Genomic DNA, 16,177 nt, shown 5'->3' with positions numbered 1-16,177 from the left:
CCGCCCGGGCTCGTCCACCCGAAAGGGGACGTTCCGCGCCTCCGCCCGAACGGTGCCTGCTACGCCCGCGGAGCGGAAAGCCCGTCGATTCGCGACAGGAGGGACGGCCCGTCAGTTCGCTGCGGCCTGGCGGACGGAGCGGGCGACGTCGTAGACGCCCGGCACCCGCTGCATGGCACGCATCAGTGCGGGAAGCCCCGCAGCGTCAGGGAGTTGCAGGGTGTAGGTGTGCCGCACGCGCTGCTCGCGCGGGGGTTCCACATCGGCCGAGACGACAGCCGCGCCCTGTGCAGCAATGGTCTCGGTGAGGTCGGCCAGCAGGTGCGGCCGACCGAACGCCTCGGCCCGCAGGGTGACCCTGCATCCGGCCTCGCCCTGCTCCCAGCGCACCGGAAGGGTCAGGCGCCCGTCGGAGGCCATCCGGGCCACCGACCGGCAACTGTCACGGTGCACGGTGACGGCACCGCCCCGCACCGGGAACCCGGTGACCGCATCCGTCGGTACGGGTGTGCAGCAGCGGGCGAGCCGAACCGGCGTGCCGGGATGGCCGGGCACCACAGGAATGTTCTCCCCGTACTCCGCGTACTCCCCGTACTCCGCGTGCTGCTCCTCCTGCTCCGGACCGAGGGTGCGTTCGCTCTCGGCGGGAGCGCGATCGCTCCTGGAGTCGTCGGTTTCCCGCCGTCCGTGCGCGGCGAGCCACTCCCGGATGGCCAGCCGCGCGGACGGCGTGCGTACGTGGTCGAGCCACTCCGGGGACGGCCCCGAGGGGTTGCCGTGGCTGCCCTCCAGGAAGAGCTGCAGCGCGTCCCCGTCCCGCAGCACCGTGGTGAGCGCCGCCAGCCGGCCGTTGACTCGGGCCCCGATGCACCGGTGAGCCGCCTCCCCCAGCCTGGCGTATGCGGCGTCCACACATGTCGCACCGCCGGGCAGCGGCAGCGCGCCCCCTGCGGCACCCTCCGCTCCGGGGACGGCGCAGTAGACGGTGATCTCCAGGTCCTGCGCCAGTTCGTCGCGCAGCTCCTGCCAGAAGGTGTTCGAGTCGGGCGCGTGGCTCTGCCACTCCAGCAGGCGCGAGAGCCATCCGGGGCGGGTCGGGTCGGTCCGCTCCCCGGCCCCTTCGGCGGTCGCCGCTGACGCACCCCCTGCGCCTCCCTCGGCCGCGTCGGGGGCCGTCTCCGCCGTTGCGTGCGGGTCGCCGAGGGCGATGACACCGGTCTCGGCCACCTGGTGCATCCGGCGGGTGCGTACGAGCACTTCGGCGACCCTGCCCTCCTCGTCGGCGATCGCGGTGTGCAGCGACTGGTAGAGGTTGAACTTCGGAGCGGCGATCAAGTCCTTGAACTCGGAGACGAGAGGGGCGAAGCAGGTGTGCAACTCCCCCAGCACCGCATAGCAGTCGGCGTCCTCGTCCACGAGGACCAGCAGCCGGGCGAAGTCGCAGTCGCCCAACTGGCCGCGTTTGAGCCGCAGCCGGTGCACGGAAACGGTGTGCCGGGGACGGATGAGCACCTGCGCCGTGATTCCGGCCTCGCGCAGTGTACGGCGTACCTGGGCCGCAAAACCTGTCAGCGGATCGGGGCGCGAGTTGTGCTCACGGATCAACTCACGTGTCCTGGTGTGCTCTTCGGGGTGGAGGATCGCGAACACCAGGTCCTCCAGTTCGCTTTTGAGCGCCTGGATGCCGAGCCGTTCGGCGAGCGGGATCAGCACATCCCGCGTCACCTTGGCGATGCGGACCTGTTTCTCACGCCGCATCACACCGAGAGTGCGCATGTTGTGCAGCCGGTCGGCAAGCTTGATCGACATGACCCGTACGTCGTTGCCCGTGGCGACGAGCATCTTGCGGAACGTCTCCGGCTCGGCGGCCGAACCGTAGTCGACCTTCTCAAGCTTGGTGACCCCGTCGACGAGGTAGCAGACCTGCTCCCCGAACTCGCGGCGTACCTGTTCCAGCGTCACCGCGGTGTCCTCGACGGTGTCGTGCAGCAGCGAGGCGGTCAACGTGGTTGTCTCCGCGCCGAGCTGGGCCAGCAGCAGGGTGACCGCGAGAGGGTGGGTGATGTAGGGCTCGCCGCTCTTGCGCATCTGTCCCCGGTGCGAGGACTCGGCCAGCATGTATGCCTTGCGCAGCGGCCGCAGATCGGCCCCTGGATGGTGCGCCCTGTGCACCTTCGCGACGTGTTCGATGGCGTCCGGCAGTGAGTCCCGTGGCGTGGCGCCCAGCAGTGCCACTCTGCTGAGTTTCCGCAGACTGCGCACCGCGCTCATGGGCACCTCCCGCTTTCGCGCACCCCGGGCCGGGGGTGCGATGGTACCGACCCCATCACGTGCCACCGACCGGCTCCTGTCGAGCGTGAGGCGGATCACCCCATCGTGCGACGCCGGGTCACCGGCCGCTCACAGGAGCAGCACAGGGATCGGTCACGGGAGCGGTGCTGGATCGGCCGACCGGTCGCAGAAGGGATGCCGGATCGGCCGATCGGTCACAGGAGCAACGCCGGATCGCTCATGACAGCAGGGCGGGGTCGATGCTGCCTTCCGCGACGATCTCGGCCGGGCCGGACATCTCGATCTCGCCGTCGGCCCGCTCGGTGATCTCCAGCCGGCCTCCGGGCACGTCCACGGTGTAGGTCACAGCGGTGCCGTCCCTGCGCGGGTCCACGCCGTCCCTGCGCGCTGCCGCGACCATCACGGCGCAGGCGCCGGTACCGCAGGACCGGGTCTCCCCCGCGCCCCGCTCATGCACCCGCAGTGCCACATGCCGGGTCCCCCGTGAGACGACGAACTCGACATTGACGCCGTCCGGGAACGCGGTGGCAGGCCGCACCTCGGGAGCCTCCAGCAGCCGGCCCGCGTCCGCCAGGTCCGAGACGAACGCCACGGCGTGCGGATTGCCCATGCCGACCTTGCGCACCGGCCAGGTGTGCCCTGCGACGCTGACGGTGATCCCGTCCCCGGTCTCTTCCGGCCCCGTCAGCTGGGCCCTGCCCATGGCGGTGGTGATGTCACCACCGTTCTTGGCGATGTGGATCCGGCGTACGCCCGCCCGGGTCGCGATGGCGAGGTCGCCGGGCCCGGCCAGTCCCGCACGCTCCAGATAGCGGGCGAAGACCCGGGTGCCGTTGCCGCACATCTCCGCTACGGAGCCGTCGCCGTTGCGGTAATCCATGAACCACTCCGCCTCGGCGGCCATGGGCTTCGCCTCGGGGTGCGCCGCCGAGCGGACGACGCGGAGCACGCCGTCCCCGCCGATGCCCGCCCTCCGGTCGCACAACCGGGCCACTGCCGTCGGCGACAGGTCGAGCAGCCCGTCCGGGTCCGGAAGGATCACGAAGTCGTTCTCCGTGCCGTGGCCCTTGAGGAACGGCACGCCTGCTGCGCTGGTCACGCTGCCGATCGTACGGGAGATCCCGGCGCACCCCGGCTGCGGGCAAGCCGCGACAGTGGGGCAGCACGCCGGTCAGCGCAGCCGGGCGACCCGCCAGACGGCCAGGACGACGGCGGTGCCGACCACGACGGCGTAGATCAGGACCACGCGCCAGTCGGGACGTCCGCCGGAGCCGCGTGCCGGGAGCCCCGGCCAGGTGTGCCCCACCCGGCGGGCCGCCATCACGCCCCAGCCTGCCGCACAGCCGCACAGCAGGAGCCCGAGCATCGAGACCACCGCGCCGGAGCTGCCACCGGGCTCGAAGGCGAGCGGAAAAGCGAACATCAGCGACCCGAGGGCGCCGAGTATCACGATGGGGGCCAGCTGCCAGAGGCGCAGCTTGCGCTGCGGGCGCAGCTCGTGCGGTTCCACCGGCGGACCCGGCTCCGGCCCGGGCTCCTCCACGGAGGAATCCTCCGGCGGCTCACGGTCCGATGAGGGCTCAGGCCCCGGCAGCGGCTCATGGCCGCGTGGCTGCTCGCGGTCCGACAACGGGTCGTGGCCCGACAAGGGCTCACGGTCCGACAAGGACTCACGGTCCGAAAGCGGCTCGGCATCCGCAGGTGAGGAGTTGTCCCGAGGGCTGGCCTCCATTGCCACGTGCCCTCCCAACTCCGCTTCACGGCACCCAACGATGGTCGATGATGGCACGCCGGGGGTAACGGGACGGTCGCTCAGGGCTTCCCGATGCCATCACGTGATCAGGCTGTAACCGCCCTTGTGAGCAACGCCAGCGCGGCACCCGACAGTGCCCCCCTGTCCGCCGCCGCTCCACTGAGCCAGTTCACCCGCGGATCGCGGCGAAACCAGGAATCCTGACGGCGCGCGAAGCGCTTGGTAGCGCGGACCGTCTCCGTACGCGCCTCCTCAAGGGTGCACTCCCCCGCCAGCGCGGCGAGCACCTGCTGGTAGCCCAGGGCGCGCGAGGCCGTACGCCCCTCCCGCAGCCCTTGCCGCTCCAACTCGCGCACCTCGTCCACCAGCCCGGCCCGCCACATCCGGTCGACCCGGCGGGCGATCCGCTCGTCCAGTTCGGGCCTGGCCACGTCCACACCGATCTGCACGGTGTCGTACACGGCCTCATGACCCGGCAGATTGGCCGTGAAGGGCCGCCCGGTGATCTCGATGACCTCCAGGGCCCGCACGATGCGGCGTCCGTTGCTGGGCAGGATGGCGCGGGCGGCCTCCGGATCGGCCGTGGCCAGTCGCGCGTGCAGGACGCCGGGGCCGTGCTCGGCCACCTCCGTCTCCAGCCGGGCACGTACCTGAGGGTCGGTACCGGGGAACTCCATGGCATCCAGCGCCCCGCGCACGTACAGCCCGGAGCCCCCGACCAGCACGGGCACGCGCCCCTGGGCACGCAACCGGTCGATCTCGGCACGGGCCAGCCGCTGGTACTCCGCGACGCTCGCGGCGGCGGTGACGTCCCAGATGTCGAGAAGGTGGTGCGGCACGCCCTGCCGCTCCTCGACGGTCAGCTTGGCGGTGCCGATGTCCATACCGCGGTAGAGCTGCATCGAGTCGGCGTTGATGACCTCACCGCCCAGCTCGCGGGCGAGAAAGACCCCCAGATCGGATTTGCCGGCCGCTGTGGGGCCCACGACGGCGATGACCGGCGGGGAGGGCGGGGCGTCTGACGAGGCGGGCGAGGGGGCGGCGTCGGCATTCACGGCTCAAGTCTCGCAAACCCGCCTGAGGCTCCTCGAACGAGCGACGTGACGGGACGCTCTCGGGGTCGTTGCCCGTTGCGAGGTTCCGACAGCCGGTTTCCGCACCGGTGCCCCGGGGCGGCGCAAAGGGACGCTCCGCAAGGCGCGGGATTTCGCCCACACGAGTAAGATCTGGAGTAGATATGGGCGTTTTTGCGAAGCTTCTCCGTCGTTCGTCCAGCAAGTCAACACAGGGCAGCCCCGAGGCCACTCCCGCGGAGGAACCCGGACCGGAGGAGCGCGCCTCCGAGCGGGGCGACGGATCCGCACAGGTGGAGCCGGATGCCGGAGCGCCGGGACCGGACGGAGCGCAGAGCCCGGACGGTGATTCCAGGGAGAGCCCGTCGTCGGCCGAGGCCGAAGCCCCGGCAGGCGAGAACGATACGGTCGGTACGGACGACGTCGCCAAGGCGGCGGATGCGTCGGATGCGGCCGATGCGGCGGAGGCTGGTACCGGCACCGGCGAGGCGGGCGTCGGCATCCCCAAGCAGCCGTCCGCCGAACAGGCCGCCGACAGCGAGACAGGCGACAACGCCCGCAAGTAGGCCGCGCGGCCAGGCCCGCGCGGCAAGGGAGAAAGGGGACCGCGATGGGCTTCATGGACAAGGTCAAGGGCTTGCTCGGCCAGCACGGCGACAAGGTTCAGCAGAGCGTGGACAAGGCCGCGAAGCTTGCGGATTCCAAGACCAAGGGCAAATACAGCGACAAGATCAATACCGGCGCCCGGAAGGCCAAGGACGCGACCCGGCGACTCGGCGACGAAGGCCGCGGCGAAGGCGGCTCGGGCAGCGGTCCGACCGGCTCCGGCCCCAGCGGGGGCGGCAGCGGCTCCGGCCCGACCGGCAGCGGAAGCGGCCCGTCCGGGTCCGGCTCCTGAGCTCCTGAATTCTTGGGTCTTAGGCGCGCGGGAACGCGTTTCGTTGACAGAGATCGCCTGCGCTCAGCGGGGGTGTTCGGTGCGCATCGGCACCGAACCCCCCCGCTGCCGTGCTGGTACGCCTGAGAGTGCGGCTGCACGTCTGTGAGTACGCGTCCGATGTACGTACTCCGAGGCGCACGCTCCGTTACGACCAGCTCGCGACCATGTAGCCGACGCCGTAGGGCGCCTCGTCGTACAGCAGCCGTCCGGCCAGATCGCCGCCCTGGGCGGCGCCCGCGAGCGTCTGCCACGAAGAGCGCCCGGCGGCCTTCAGCTCGTACGCCAGCTCCTCGTCCAGGGCGAGCAGCGCGGGGCTGTCGGCGTCGCCCAGCGCACGGGCTGCCTCCGCGTCGAAGGCGGCGGCCCGCTCGTCGAAGTAGCCGGGGGCCTTGAGCGTGCGGCAGTTGCTGCCGTCGCCCATCACCAGCAGCGCGACGCGGTCAGCATGCGCCGCCAGCTCACGGCCCGTCTCCTCGCAGCGGGCCCGCGCGAGCGGTTCTCCGATGCCCAGCCCCTCGACCGGGCAGCAGGTCCAGTCGGTGCGCTCCAGCAGCCATGCGCCGACAGCCAGCGACGGGGGCAGCTCACGCCGGGCAGGCTCCCCCTTGCCGAGGCTCACTTCGAGGGGAACGCCGAATCCGGCGAACGATCCGCGCGCGCCCTGCGGATGCGGTCCGCGGCCGGACGGTTCGGCGGGGCCGAGCACATACAGGTGGTCGGGGCGGGCCGCCGCCAGGACGCCGAGGGCGTCGTAGCAGGCGGCGCGCGCGGCGTCCATCTCGGGAGCGGCACCGCCCGCGACCTCGGGTACGAGCAGCGGGGGGCAGGGACATACGGCTGCGGCGACAAGCATGGCGCGCAGCTTAAGTGCCCTGCGCAGCACTTCCCACCATGCCCGCGCCGTGACTCACCCGAGCGTGCGAGATCGGCTGAAACAGATGACACAGGCGCGTCCGACGGCCTACGCCATGTCGGTCGCGCCGGGCGTCAGCCCAGGCCGCAGCCGCCGGTGGCGGCGGGCAGCGGGTCCGGGGCGCCGACGGTGGGCAGGCCGAGCATGACGCCCTTGCCCTGCTGCGGCTCCTCGGGTGCCATGGTGCGGCGCTCCCAGGCGTCGCCGGCGCGGGTGCGGCGTACGGCCTTGGCGGGGCCCTCGGCGAGCAGATGGTGCGGCGCGGCATAGGTGATGTCGACGGTCACGACGTCGCCGGGGCGCATCGGCTCCTCGGGCCGGGTGAAGTGCACCAGACGGTTGTCGGGGGCGCGGCCGGACAGCCGCCGGGTGGCGTCGTCCTTGCGGCCCTCGCCCTCGGCGACCATCAGCTCCAGCGTGCGGCCGACCTGCTTCTTGTTCTCCTCCCAGGAGATCTCCTCTTGGAGGGCCACCAGGCGCTCGTAGCGCTCCTGGACGACCTCCTTGGGGATCTGGCCGGGCATCTCGGCCGCCGGCGTACCGGGGCGCTTGCTGTACTGGAAGGTGAACGCCTGGGCGAACCGGGCCTCGCGCACCACGTGCAGCGTCTCGGCGAAGTCCTCCTCGGTCTCGCCGGGGAAGCCGACGATGATGTCCGTCGAGAGCGCGGCCTCAGGAATGGCGGCGCGGACCTTCTCGATGATGCCGAGGAAGCGCTCCTGCCGATAGGAGCGGCGCATCGCCTTGAGGATGCGCGAGGAGCCGGACTGGAGCGGCATGTGCAGCTGCGGCATCACGTTCGGTGTCTCGGCCATGGCGGCGATCACGTCGTCGGTGAAGTCGCGGGGGTGCGGCGAGGTGAAGCGGACGCGCTCCAGCCCCTCGATGCGGCCACAGACGCGCAGCAGCTTGCTGAATGCCTCCCGGTCGCCGATGTCGGAGCCGTAGGCGTTCACGTTCTGGCCGAGCAGGGTGATCTCGCTGACGCCTTCGTCGACCAGCGCCTCGATCTCGGCGAGGATGTCGCCGGGGCGGCGGTCCTTCTCCTTGCCGCGCAACTGCGGGACGATGCAGAAGGTACAGGTGTTGTTGCAGCCCACGGAGACCGAGACCCATGCCGCGTAGGCGCTTTCGCGGCGGGTCGGCAGGGTCGAGGGGAACGCTTCCAGCGACTCGGCGATCTCGACCTGCGCCTCGTCCCGGAGGCGGGCGCGCTCCAGCAGCACAGGCAGCTTGCCGACGTTATGGGTGCCGAAGACGACGTCGACCCAGGGCGCCTTCTTGACGATGGTGTCCCGGTCCTTCTGGGCCAGACAGCCGCCGACCGCGATCTGCATGCCGGGGCGTGCGGCCTTCTTGGGGGCGAGTTGGCCGAGGTTGCCGTATAGCCGGTTGTCGGCGTTCTCGCGTACGGCACAGGTGTTGAAGACGACGACGTCAGCGGCGTCGGCACCCTGGGGCGCACGGACGTAGCCGGCGTCCTCCAACAGGCCCGCCATCCGCTCGGAGTCATGGACGTTCATCTGACACCCGAAGGTGCGCACCTCGTACGTCCCCTTGACGTCCACTGTCTGACCCCGGTCGCTACTGCTCATGCGACAAGGGTAGGCGTTCGCGCCGGTGTCCCGGCCCCCGGGCGGGTACCCCGAACCGTTACCGGAGCACTGTGATGCACGTCACTGCGCAGGGAGTTCGCCGGGGAGTTCGCGGGGAAGCCGTAGCGTCGCCCAGACCGCGTTGCCGTCGGTGACGGTGGAGGGCCGTACTCCCCAGTCGGCGGCGAGCGCGGCCACGATGCACAGGCCGCGGCCACTCTCGTCGGCGGCCTCGCTGTCCTTCAACTGCGGCCTGTCGTCGCCTTCCGCGTGGTCGTGCACCTCGATGCGCAGCAGTGCGGCAGCGGGGGTTTCCCGGACGGCCAGGGCGGCGCGGCAGACGAGCTCCGCGTCGGGCAGACAGCGGGTGTGCACGACGGCGTTGGTGGCCAGCTCGGAGAGCAGAAGCACGGCGTCGTCCACCGCCTCGGCGGATATCTCCGGTATCTCCGGATTCTGCCGCTCCTTCAGCCACGAGGTGAAGGCGACGCGTGCCCGCGCGATGTACTGCTCCCGCGCCGGAAAGCGCAGCTGCCAGGTGGGGTCTTCCGCGTGTCCGGACGGCACTGCCGGGTGCGAGGCACCTTCGGACGCCGGAGACGCTGTCGTGGCGGCTGCTGCGGGATCCCTGCGAGCGGGGGCGGCGTACACGTGGAGGCGCCTTCCGTCGAGCTGGTCCCGGCCCCGCGGAGGGCCGTGACGCGCGTGGTCTGACCGTCACTATGGCCCCATGCAGTTCCACTCAGCAAGCGACAGTGTGAAATTTGCAGTTCGCGAATCGGCGCGTTCGCACGGGGGTGGTGCTCCGGATGACGGCCCGGGTGATTCCCACCACTCCCCTCGGGGCCGCGGTGCTGGCAGTATCCCCTTTCATGGCCAGCCTGCGTCCGCGAACGGTGTCCCGTCCGATGCGCCGCCCGGGCGGACTCAGCACCGGTCGGCGACGTGTTCTGTGGGCTGCGGCTGCGGTGCTCGTGGTGTGCGGGTTGCTGGTGTGGTGGCTACGGCCGTCCCCCTCCCCTTCGCCGAGCGGAAAGATCACCTTCGCCACCGGGGTGCGCACCGGTGTGTACGAGCGTTACGGCACCCTGTTCAAGCAGCGGCTGGCCAGGGATCTGCCGCAGGTCGACCTGGGGCTCCAGCGCAGCCAGGGTTCGGTACAGAACGTGTCCCGGATCGTCTCCGGGCAGGCGGACTTCACCATCACCGCCTCCGATGCGCTCGCCGCCTACCAGGAGAAGGGCGGAAAGGGCGCCTCACACATCCGGGCGTGCGCGCGGCTCTACGACGACTACATGCATCTGGTGGTTCCCAGGGACTCGCCGGTCGACAGCGCCAAGGACCTCAAAGGGCTCCGTGTCGGAGTGGGTGAGAGGAGCTCCGGGGTCGCTCTGGTGACCAAGAGGCTGCTGAAGGCCGCCGGGCTGGACATGGACCACGATGTGCGTCCGGTCCGCAAGGGCATCGACACGATGCCCAAGCTGCTGTCCGAAGGGAAGCTGGACGCGTTCTTCTGGTCCGGCGGACTGCCGACCGGTGCGATCGAGCGCCTGGCGGAACGGACGGACATCCGTCTGGTGCAACTCGGCGATCTGCTGCCCCGGCTGCACGAACAGCGCCCGGAAATGCGCTACTACCGCGCCGCCGTGATGGCACCCGACGCCTACCCCACCGTGCAGCGCGGCCGCTCCGTCAAGACCGTGGCCATCGCCAACCTGCTGGTCACCACGGACCGTACGGATGCCGCGCTGACGGAGAGCATCACCCGTTCCGTCATCAAGAGCAGGGACCAGATCGGGCGTGAGGTGCACGCCGCACAGAAGGTGGATCTGCGCACCGCCATCTACACCGATCCCGTGCCGCTGCACGAGGGAGCCCGCCACTACTACCGCTCGTCCAAGCCCTGACGGGAACATCGTCCTGACAGCAACATCGCCCTGACCGGAACGTCGCTGCCGACGCCAGGCCCCGACCCCACCAAGGAGCCGATCGATGCATGACGACCGCCGTACCGTCGAGGACCGGCTGCGCCGCGTGCTGGACGAGCGCGTACGACCCGCACTCCACACCTCCGCGCTGCCGCTGACCGTCGAGCGCTGGGAGGCGCCCGGCGAGCCGGTACCGGTCGCGGAGGGCATCTCGGCGCCCTATGGACCGGCCGCGGTGGGCGAAGCGTGGGGGCCGGCCTGGGGCACCACCTGGTTCCGGGTGAGAGGGCAGGTGCCGCACGAGTGGGCGGGCCGAACCGTGGAGGCCGTGCTGGACCTGGGCTTCGAGCGGAACATGCCGGGCTTCCAGTGCGAGGGGCTGGTCTACCGCGCGGACGGCGAGGCGGTCAAAGGACTGCACCCGCGCAACTCCTGGGTACGGCTGGCGGATGCGGCCGTCGGCGGAGAGGAGATCGAGCTGTACGTCGAGGCGGCCTCCAACCCGGTCGTCAACACACCGCAGACGCCGACCTACCAGGGCGACGTGCTCACCGCCGACAGCACACCCCTGTACCGGCTGGCGCGGATGGATCTGGCGGTCTTCGAGCCGCAGGTGTGGGAGCTGGCGATGGATCTGGAGGTGGCGGGCTCGCTGATGCACGAGCTGCCACTGGAGGACGCCCGCCGCTGGGAGCTGCTGCGCGCCCTGGAACGGGCTTTGGACGCCCTGGACCTGGCCGATGTACCCGGCAGCGCCGACCGCGCCCGGGAGCTGCTCACCGCCGCGCTGACGGCTCCCGCGCGGGCCTCCGCGCACCAGGTCAGCGCCGTGGGGCACGCGCACATCGACTCGGCGTGGCTGTGGCCGCTGCGCGAGACGGTACGGAAGGTGGCGCGTACGGCCTCCAACATGGTGGCGCTGATGGACGACCATCCCGAGTTCGTCTTCGCCATGTCGCAGGCCCAGCAGTTCGCCTGGATCAAGGAGCACCGGCCCGAGGTGTACGCCAGGGTCAAGGAGAAGGTCGCCGAGGGCCGGTTCGTACCTGTGGGCGGCATGTGGGTGGAGTCGGACACCAACATGGTGGGCGGTGAAGCCATGGCGCGGCAGCTCGGTTACGGCAAGAAGTTCTTCCTGGAGGAGTTCGGAATCGAGACGGAGGAGGTGTGGCTGCCCGACTCCTTCGGCTATACCGCAGCCATGCCGCAGCTGGTGAAGCTGTCGGGCTCCAGTTGGTTCCTGACCCAGAAGATCTCCTGGAGCAGCACCAACCCCTTCCCGCACCACACCTTCTGGTGGGAGGGCATCGACGGGACGAGGGTCTTCACACACTTCCCGCCGGTCGACACCTACAACTCGACGCTCAGCGGCAGGGAGCTGGCACACGCGGCACGCAACTTCCGTGAGAAGGGCGCCGCCTCGCGCTCCCTCGTCCCGTTCGGCCACGGCGACGGCGGGGGCGGCGCGACCCGCGAGATGCTGGCCCGCGCGGCCCGCCTGCGGGATCTGGACGGCTCCCCGCGGGTGACCGTGGAGAAGCCCGCAGCGTTCTTCGAGAAGGCGCGGCAGGAGTATCCGAACGCACCTGTGTGGCAGGGCGAGCTGTATCTGGAGCTGCACCGGGGGACGTACACCTCGCAGGCCAAGACCAAGCAGGGCAACCGCCGTTCGGAGTCGCTGCTGCGCGAGGCCGAGCTGTGGGCGGCGACCGCGGCGGTGCGCAGCAGCGGCTACACCTATCCGTACGAGCGGCTGGAGGAGCTGTGGAAGACAGTGCTGCTGCACCAGTTCCACGACATCCTGCCGGGCTCCTCCATCGCCTGGGTGCACCGGGAGGCCCGCGAGACGTACGCGCGCGTGGCCGAGGAACTGACGGAGATCGTCGGCGGGGCGCAGCAGGCCCTCGCCGGGCGTGGGGAGCGGGAGCTCGTCTTCAACGGCTCGCCGCACTCTCGCTGTGGCATCCCGGCAGGCGGCGCCCGACCCGCCGACGAGCGCCCGCAGTACGGGGCTGAGCAGCGCGAAGGGGCCGTCACGGTGGCCGAAAGTGCAAGCGGCGGCTGGACGCTGGACAACGGGCTGTTGCGCGTGGAGGTGGACGGCCGGGGTCTGGTCGTCTCCGCATACGACCAGCGCGCCGGGCACGAGGCGGTCGCACCGGGGCAGGCGGCCAACCTCCTCCAGTTGCATCCCGATCTGCCCAACCACTGGGACGCCTGGGATGTCGACGCCTTCTACCGGCACACGGCCACCGATCTGACGCACGCCGATGAGCTGACCGTCGCCGAGGCCGACGGGAACAGTGCCACTGTCCGGGCTACCCGGTCGTTCGGACGGTCGACCGTGGTGCAGACGGTGACCGTGCAGGCGGGCAGCGCTGTGCTGCTCATGGAGGCCGATGTCGACTGGCACGAGAGCGAGAAGCTGCTCAAGGCGGCGTTCCCGCTGGATGTGAAGGCCGACAGGTCCGCCGCCGAGACACAGTTCGGGCACGTCTTCCGGCCCACCCATACCAACACCTCTTGGGAGGCTGCCAAGTTCGAGATCTGTGCGCATCGCTGGCTGCAGGTGGAGGAGCCGGGCTGGGGCGCCGCGCTGGTCAACGACTCGACGTACGGGCACGACGTCACGCGGGACATCCGCGAGGACGGTGGCCAGACGACCACGGTCCGACTCTCGCTGCTGCGCGCTCCCCGTTATCCGGACCCGGAGACTGACCAGGGGCGGCACCGGATGCGCTACGGACTGGCGCCGGGAGCGACCCTCCAGGACGCGGTGCGCGAGGGCCACCGGATCAACCTGCCCGAGCGGACCGTCCTGGGCGACGGAAGCCCCGTCACACCACTGGTCGCCCTGGAAGGCGAGCAGGGCGACCAGATCGTCGCCGAGACGGTGAAACTGGCGGATGACCGCAGCGGTGATGTCGTCGTACGCCTCTACGAGTCGCTGGGCGGCCGGGCGAGCGCACTGCTGGCACCCGGTTTCCCCGTCACATCGGTGGCCGAGACGGATCTGCTGGAGCGACCGCTGGCCGACCCGCAGGCGCACCACACCGTGGAGGAAACCGGTGTCCGGGTGACGCTGCGGCCGTTCCAGATCCTCACTCTTCGGCTGGGGCGTTCCGGGGAACGGTGATCATCACCCGCAGTCCCTGCGGCTCGTTGTGCGCGAAGGACAGCTTCGCGCCGCCCCCGGCGAGCAGGGCGCGGGTGATGGACAGGCCGAGCCCCGAGCCGGAGACGTTCTGGTGGCGGCCGCTGCGCCAGAAGCGGTCACCCACCCGCTCCAGCTCGTCGTCGGTCAGCCCGGGGCCGCCGTCCGCCGTCTCGACCGTCACGCTGTCGCCCTCCGCGTGCACGGTGACGGTGACGTTGCCGCCGTCCGGGGTGAACTTCACGGCGTTGTCGACAACGGCGTCCAGTGCGCTGGAGAGCGCCACCGGGTCGGCCCACCCGGTCGCGGCCGACTGTCCGGCCGCCGTCAGCCCGACGCCCTTCTGCTCGGCGCTGGGCCGCCAGGCTGCGACGCGTTCGGCGGCGATCTCGGCGACGTCGGTCAGCTGGACGTGCGCGGTGTCGGAGTGTTCGGCCAGCGCCAGGTCGAGGAGGTCGTCCAGCACCCGCGCCAGCCGCTTGCCCTCCGCGCGTACCGAGGCCATCTCCTCGTTGCCCTCGGGCAGCTCCAGTGCGAGCAGTTCGATGCGCAGCAGCAGCGCGGAGAGCGGGTTGCGCAGCTGGTGGGAGGCGTCGGCGACAAAGGCGCGCTGCTGCTCCAGCACGCTCTCCACATTGCCCGCCATCTCGTTGAAGGAGTGCGCCAGTCTGCGCAGCTCCGGAGGGCCCACCGAGTCGACGACGCGGGAGGTGAGCTTGCCGGTGGCGATCTCGTGGGCTGCCCGGTCCAGGGTCCGTACGGGCTTGAGCACCCATCCGGTCAGGCGCAGCGCGGCCCCGAGAGCCAGCAGCATCGCGGCGCCTTCGCCGACGGCGATGGCCAGCCAGCCGCGCAGGATCCGCGACCGCATCGGCCCGGTGGGCGAGTCCGTCAGCACCACGGCGGCCACGTCACCGTCCCGGATCACGGGGGAGGCCACAGCGATCCGGCCGCCGCTCTGCCAGGGCCACACCTGGGGCGGGTCGTGGCTGCGGCGTCCGGCCAGTGCCTCGGCGAAGGCCCGTGCGCCGTCCGGCCGGCCCTTCTGCCCGGCCTCCTGGCTGTCTCCGGGCACTCGCCAGTCGTCGGGAGCGGCGGCCATGGTGCGGCCGTCGCGGTAGAAGACGCCCGCACGGATGCCGTAGAGGTCGTGGTAGCGGTTCAGTTCGTGCTGGAGGGTGTCCCGGCGTTCGTCCGGCTGGCTGGTGGAGGTGACGAACTGGGCGAGCGAGGCGAAGCGTGCGGTGTCGTCGATCCTGTCGACCACCACCTGCTGCTGCTCGGCCTGTGCCTGGCTCACCGCCAGCGGGAATCCCAGGGCGAGCAGGATCCCGGCCAGCAGGATGATCAGGAGGGGGAGGAGGCGGCTGCGCACGTCGTCGTCGTTCCGGTCGGCCCTGGCCGGTCAGTCGCCCTGGGCGGCCATGCGGTAGCCCACCCCGCGCACCGTCTCGATGAGGGCGGGCCGCTGCAGCTTCGAGCGGAGCGAGGCGACGTGCACCTCCAGAGTGCGCCCGGTCCCCTCCCAGCTGGTGCGCCAGACCTCGCTGATGATCTGCTCGCGCCGGAAGACGACGCCGGGACGCTGGGCCAGCAGCGCCAGCAGGTCGAACTCCTTACGGGTCAGCGGCACCGCAGCGCCGTCCACGCTGACCTGCCGGGTGGGCAGCTCGATGGTCACGGCGCCCAGCCGCAGCGTGCCGGCCCCGTCCGAGCCCTGGGGGGTGGCCCCCCCCTCGCCGGCCGCGGGGGCGTCCTCGCCGGCCGTACGGCGGCTGACGGCATGGATGCGGGCGAGCAGCTCACCCATGTCGTAGGGCTTGACGACATAGTCGTCCGCGCCGAGGTTGAGGCCATGTATCCGGGACCGTACGTCGGCGCGCGCGGTCACCATGATCACGGGGGTGGAGCTGGTACGGCGGATACGGCCGCACACCTCGAAGCCGTCCTGGTCGGGCAGGCCCAGATCGAGCAGGACGACGGCGAAGCCGGCCGCCTCCTGGCCGCCGACCAGCAGCTCGTCGAGTGCCTCGGCGCCGCTGCGTACATGGGTGACCTCGAAGCCGTGCCGTGCGAGCACGGCGGAGAGCGCCGCGGCGACGCGGTCGTCGTCCTCGACGAGCAGCAGTCTCACCCGACACTCTCCTGTTCTCCCACTGTTCTCCTACCGCCCCCGGCGAACCATCCAACAGTGCATCCACGCCGATCGACGCAGGTGAGTCAAGGGGTCTTCGGGACCGCGCAGGCATCCGTTATACAGCCGGTACGACGACCGTCATACAGCCGTCCGACGACAGCCGTACATCCAGTGCAACAACCGGTGCAGCAGCCGTCACGCGCCGGTACGGCGACCGTCCTGGCAACAGCGGGCCAGGGGCCTGTGCGGGCCGCCGACCGGCCGGTGGCAGCTGCGTGCCGGAGCCTGTGCGGGCCGGAGAGCCGCCTGACAACCCTCCCTTGCCCTCTCTACCCGATGCACCGTGTCGCAGCCGGATCGTTATCCTCAATTTCAGCTCAGATGTAATGACG

Annotated in this window: 13 protein-coding genes; 4 read left to right on the top strand and 9 right to left on the bottom strand. The window is 70.9% G+C overall.

Going from position 1 to position 16,177, the window contains the following annotated elements:
* Positions 1-111: 111 nt before the first annotated feature.
* The 4 genes from ACTWP9_RS08030 to miaA form a co-directional block, all read right to left on the bottom strand.
* Entirely contained in the window at positions 112-2,271 is a 2,160-nt protein-coding gene (locus ACTWP9_RS08030; RefSeq protein WP_443245309.1) for a RelA/SpoT family protein, read from the bottom strand.
* 238 nt (positions 2,272-2,509) lie between these two features.
* Entirely contained in the window at positions 2,510-3,391 is an 882-nt protein-coding gene (dapF, locus tag ACTWP9_RS08025; protein WP_443245308.1) for a diaminopimelate epimerase, read from the bottom strand.
* Positions 3,392-3,463: 72 nt separating this feature from the next.
* Positions 3,464-4,024, bottom strand: a complete 561-nt coding sequence (locus ACTWP9_RS08020) for a hypothetical protein (protein ID WP_443245307.1) — start codon at positions 4,022-4,024, stop codon at positions 3,464-3,466.
* A 107-nt stretch (positions 4,025-4,131) separates the two neighbouring features.
* Entirely contained in the window at positions 4,132-5,100 is a 969-nt protein-coding gene (gene miaA / locus ACTWP9_RS08015) for a tRNA (adenosine(37)-N6)-dimethylallyltransferase MiaA (RefSeq protein WP_443245306.1), read from the bottom strand.
* 182 nt (positions 5,101-5,282) lie between these two features.
* On the opposite strand from miaA, the gene ACTWP9_RS08010 reads away from it, so the two are divergent.
* Complete coding sequence (locus ACTWP9_RS08010; RefSeq protein WP_443245305.1) at positions 5,283-5,684, top strand: hypothetical protein; 402 nt, start codon at positions 5,283-5,285, stop codon at positions 5,682-5,684.
* A 44-nt stretch (positions 5,685-5,728) separates the two neighbouring features.
* Complete coding sequence (locus tag ACTWP9_RS08005) at positions 5,729-6,016, top strand: antitoxin (RefSeq protein WP_443245304.1); 288 nt, start codon at positions 5,729-5,731, stop codon at positions 6,014-6,016.
* Between the two features lie 187 nt (positions 6,017-6,203).
* Here ACTWP9_RS08005 and ACTWP9_RS08000 read toward each other — a convergent pair whose 3' ends face one another.
* The 3 genes from ACTWP9_RS08000 to ACTWP9_RS07990 form a co-directional block, all read right to left on the bottom strand.
* A complete protein-coding gene (locus ACTWP9_RS08000) occupies positions 6,204-6,911 on the bottom strand; it encodes a class III extradiol dioxygenase subunit B-like domain-containing protein (RefSeq protein WP_443245303.1) in 708 nt (235 codons plus the stop codon).
* 134 nt (positions 6,912-7,045) lie between these two features.
* Positions 7,046-8,566: a tRNA (N6-isopentenyl adenosine(37)-C2)-methylthiotransferase MiaB gene (miaB, locus tag ACTWP9_RS07995; RefSeq protein WP_443245302.1), complete on the bottom strand. Its 1,521-nt coding sequence runs from the start codon at positions 8,564-8,566 to the stop codon at positions 7,046-7,048.
* Positions 8,567-8,647: 81 nt separating this feature from the next.
* The gene (locus ACTWP9_RS07990) at positions 8,648-9,133 is read right to left on the bottom strand and encodes an ATP-binding protein (protein WP_443245301.1); all 486 of its coding nucleotides are present in this window, start codon (positions 9,131-9,133) and stop codon (positions 8,648-8,650) included.
* 341 nt (positions 9,134-9,474) lie between these two features.
* Here ACTWP9_RS07990 and ACTWP9_RS07985 point away from each other — a divergent pair, with 341 nt between their 5' ends.
* Positions 9,475-10,473, top strand: a complete 999-nt coding sequence (locus tag ACTWP9_RS07985) for a TAXI family TRAP transporter solute-binding subunit (protein WP_443245578.1) — start codon at positions 9,475-9,477, stop codon at positions 10,471-10,473.
* An 85-nt stretch (positions 10,474-10,558) separates the two neighbouring features.
* A complete protein-coding gene (locus tag ACTWP9_RS07980; RefSeq protein WP_443245300.1) occupies positions 10,559-13,630 on the top strand; it encodes an alpha-mannosidase in 3,072 nt (1,023 codons plus the stop codon).
* Here ACTWP9_RS07980 and ACTWP9_RS07975 read toward each other — a convergent pair.
* Both ACTWP9_RS07975 and ACTWP9_RS07970 read right to left on the bottom strand, forming a co-directional pair.
* Positions 13,596-15,023, bottom strand: a complete 1,428-nt coding sequence (locus tag ACTWP9_RS07975; protein WP_443245299.1) for a sensor histidine kinase — start codon at positions 15,021-15,023, stop codon at positions 13,596-13,598. The genes ACTWP9_RS07980 and ACTWP9_RS07975 overlap by 35 nt on opposite strands.
* A 30-nt stretch (positions 15,024-15,053) precedes the next feature.
* A complete protein-coding gene (locus ACTWP9_RS07970; protein ID WP_443245298.1) occupies positions 15,054-15,782 on the bottom strand; it encodes a response regulator transcription factor in 729 nt (242 codons plus the stop codon).
* Positions 15,783-16,177: the final 395 nt, after the last annotated feature.

The organism is Streptomyces sp. 3N207 (assembly GCF_052246355.1).
In the GTDB taxonomy this organism is placed as follows: domain Bacteria; phylum Actinomycetota; class Actinomycetes; order Streptomycetales; family Streptomycetaceae; genus Streptomyces.
The sequence above is the reverse complement of the archived record's forward strand: the minus strand, read 5'-3'. Positions and strand labels throughout refer to the sequence as shown.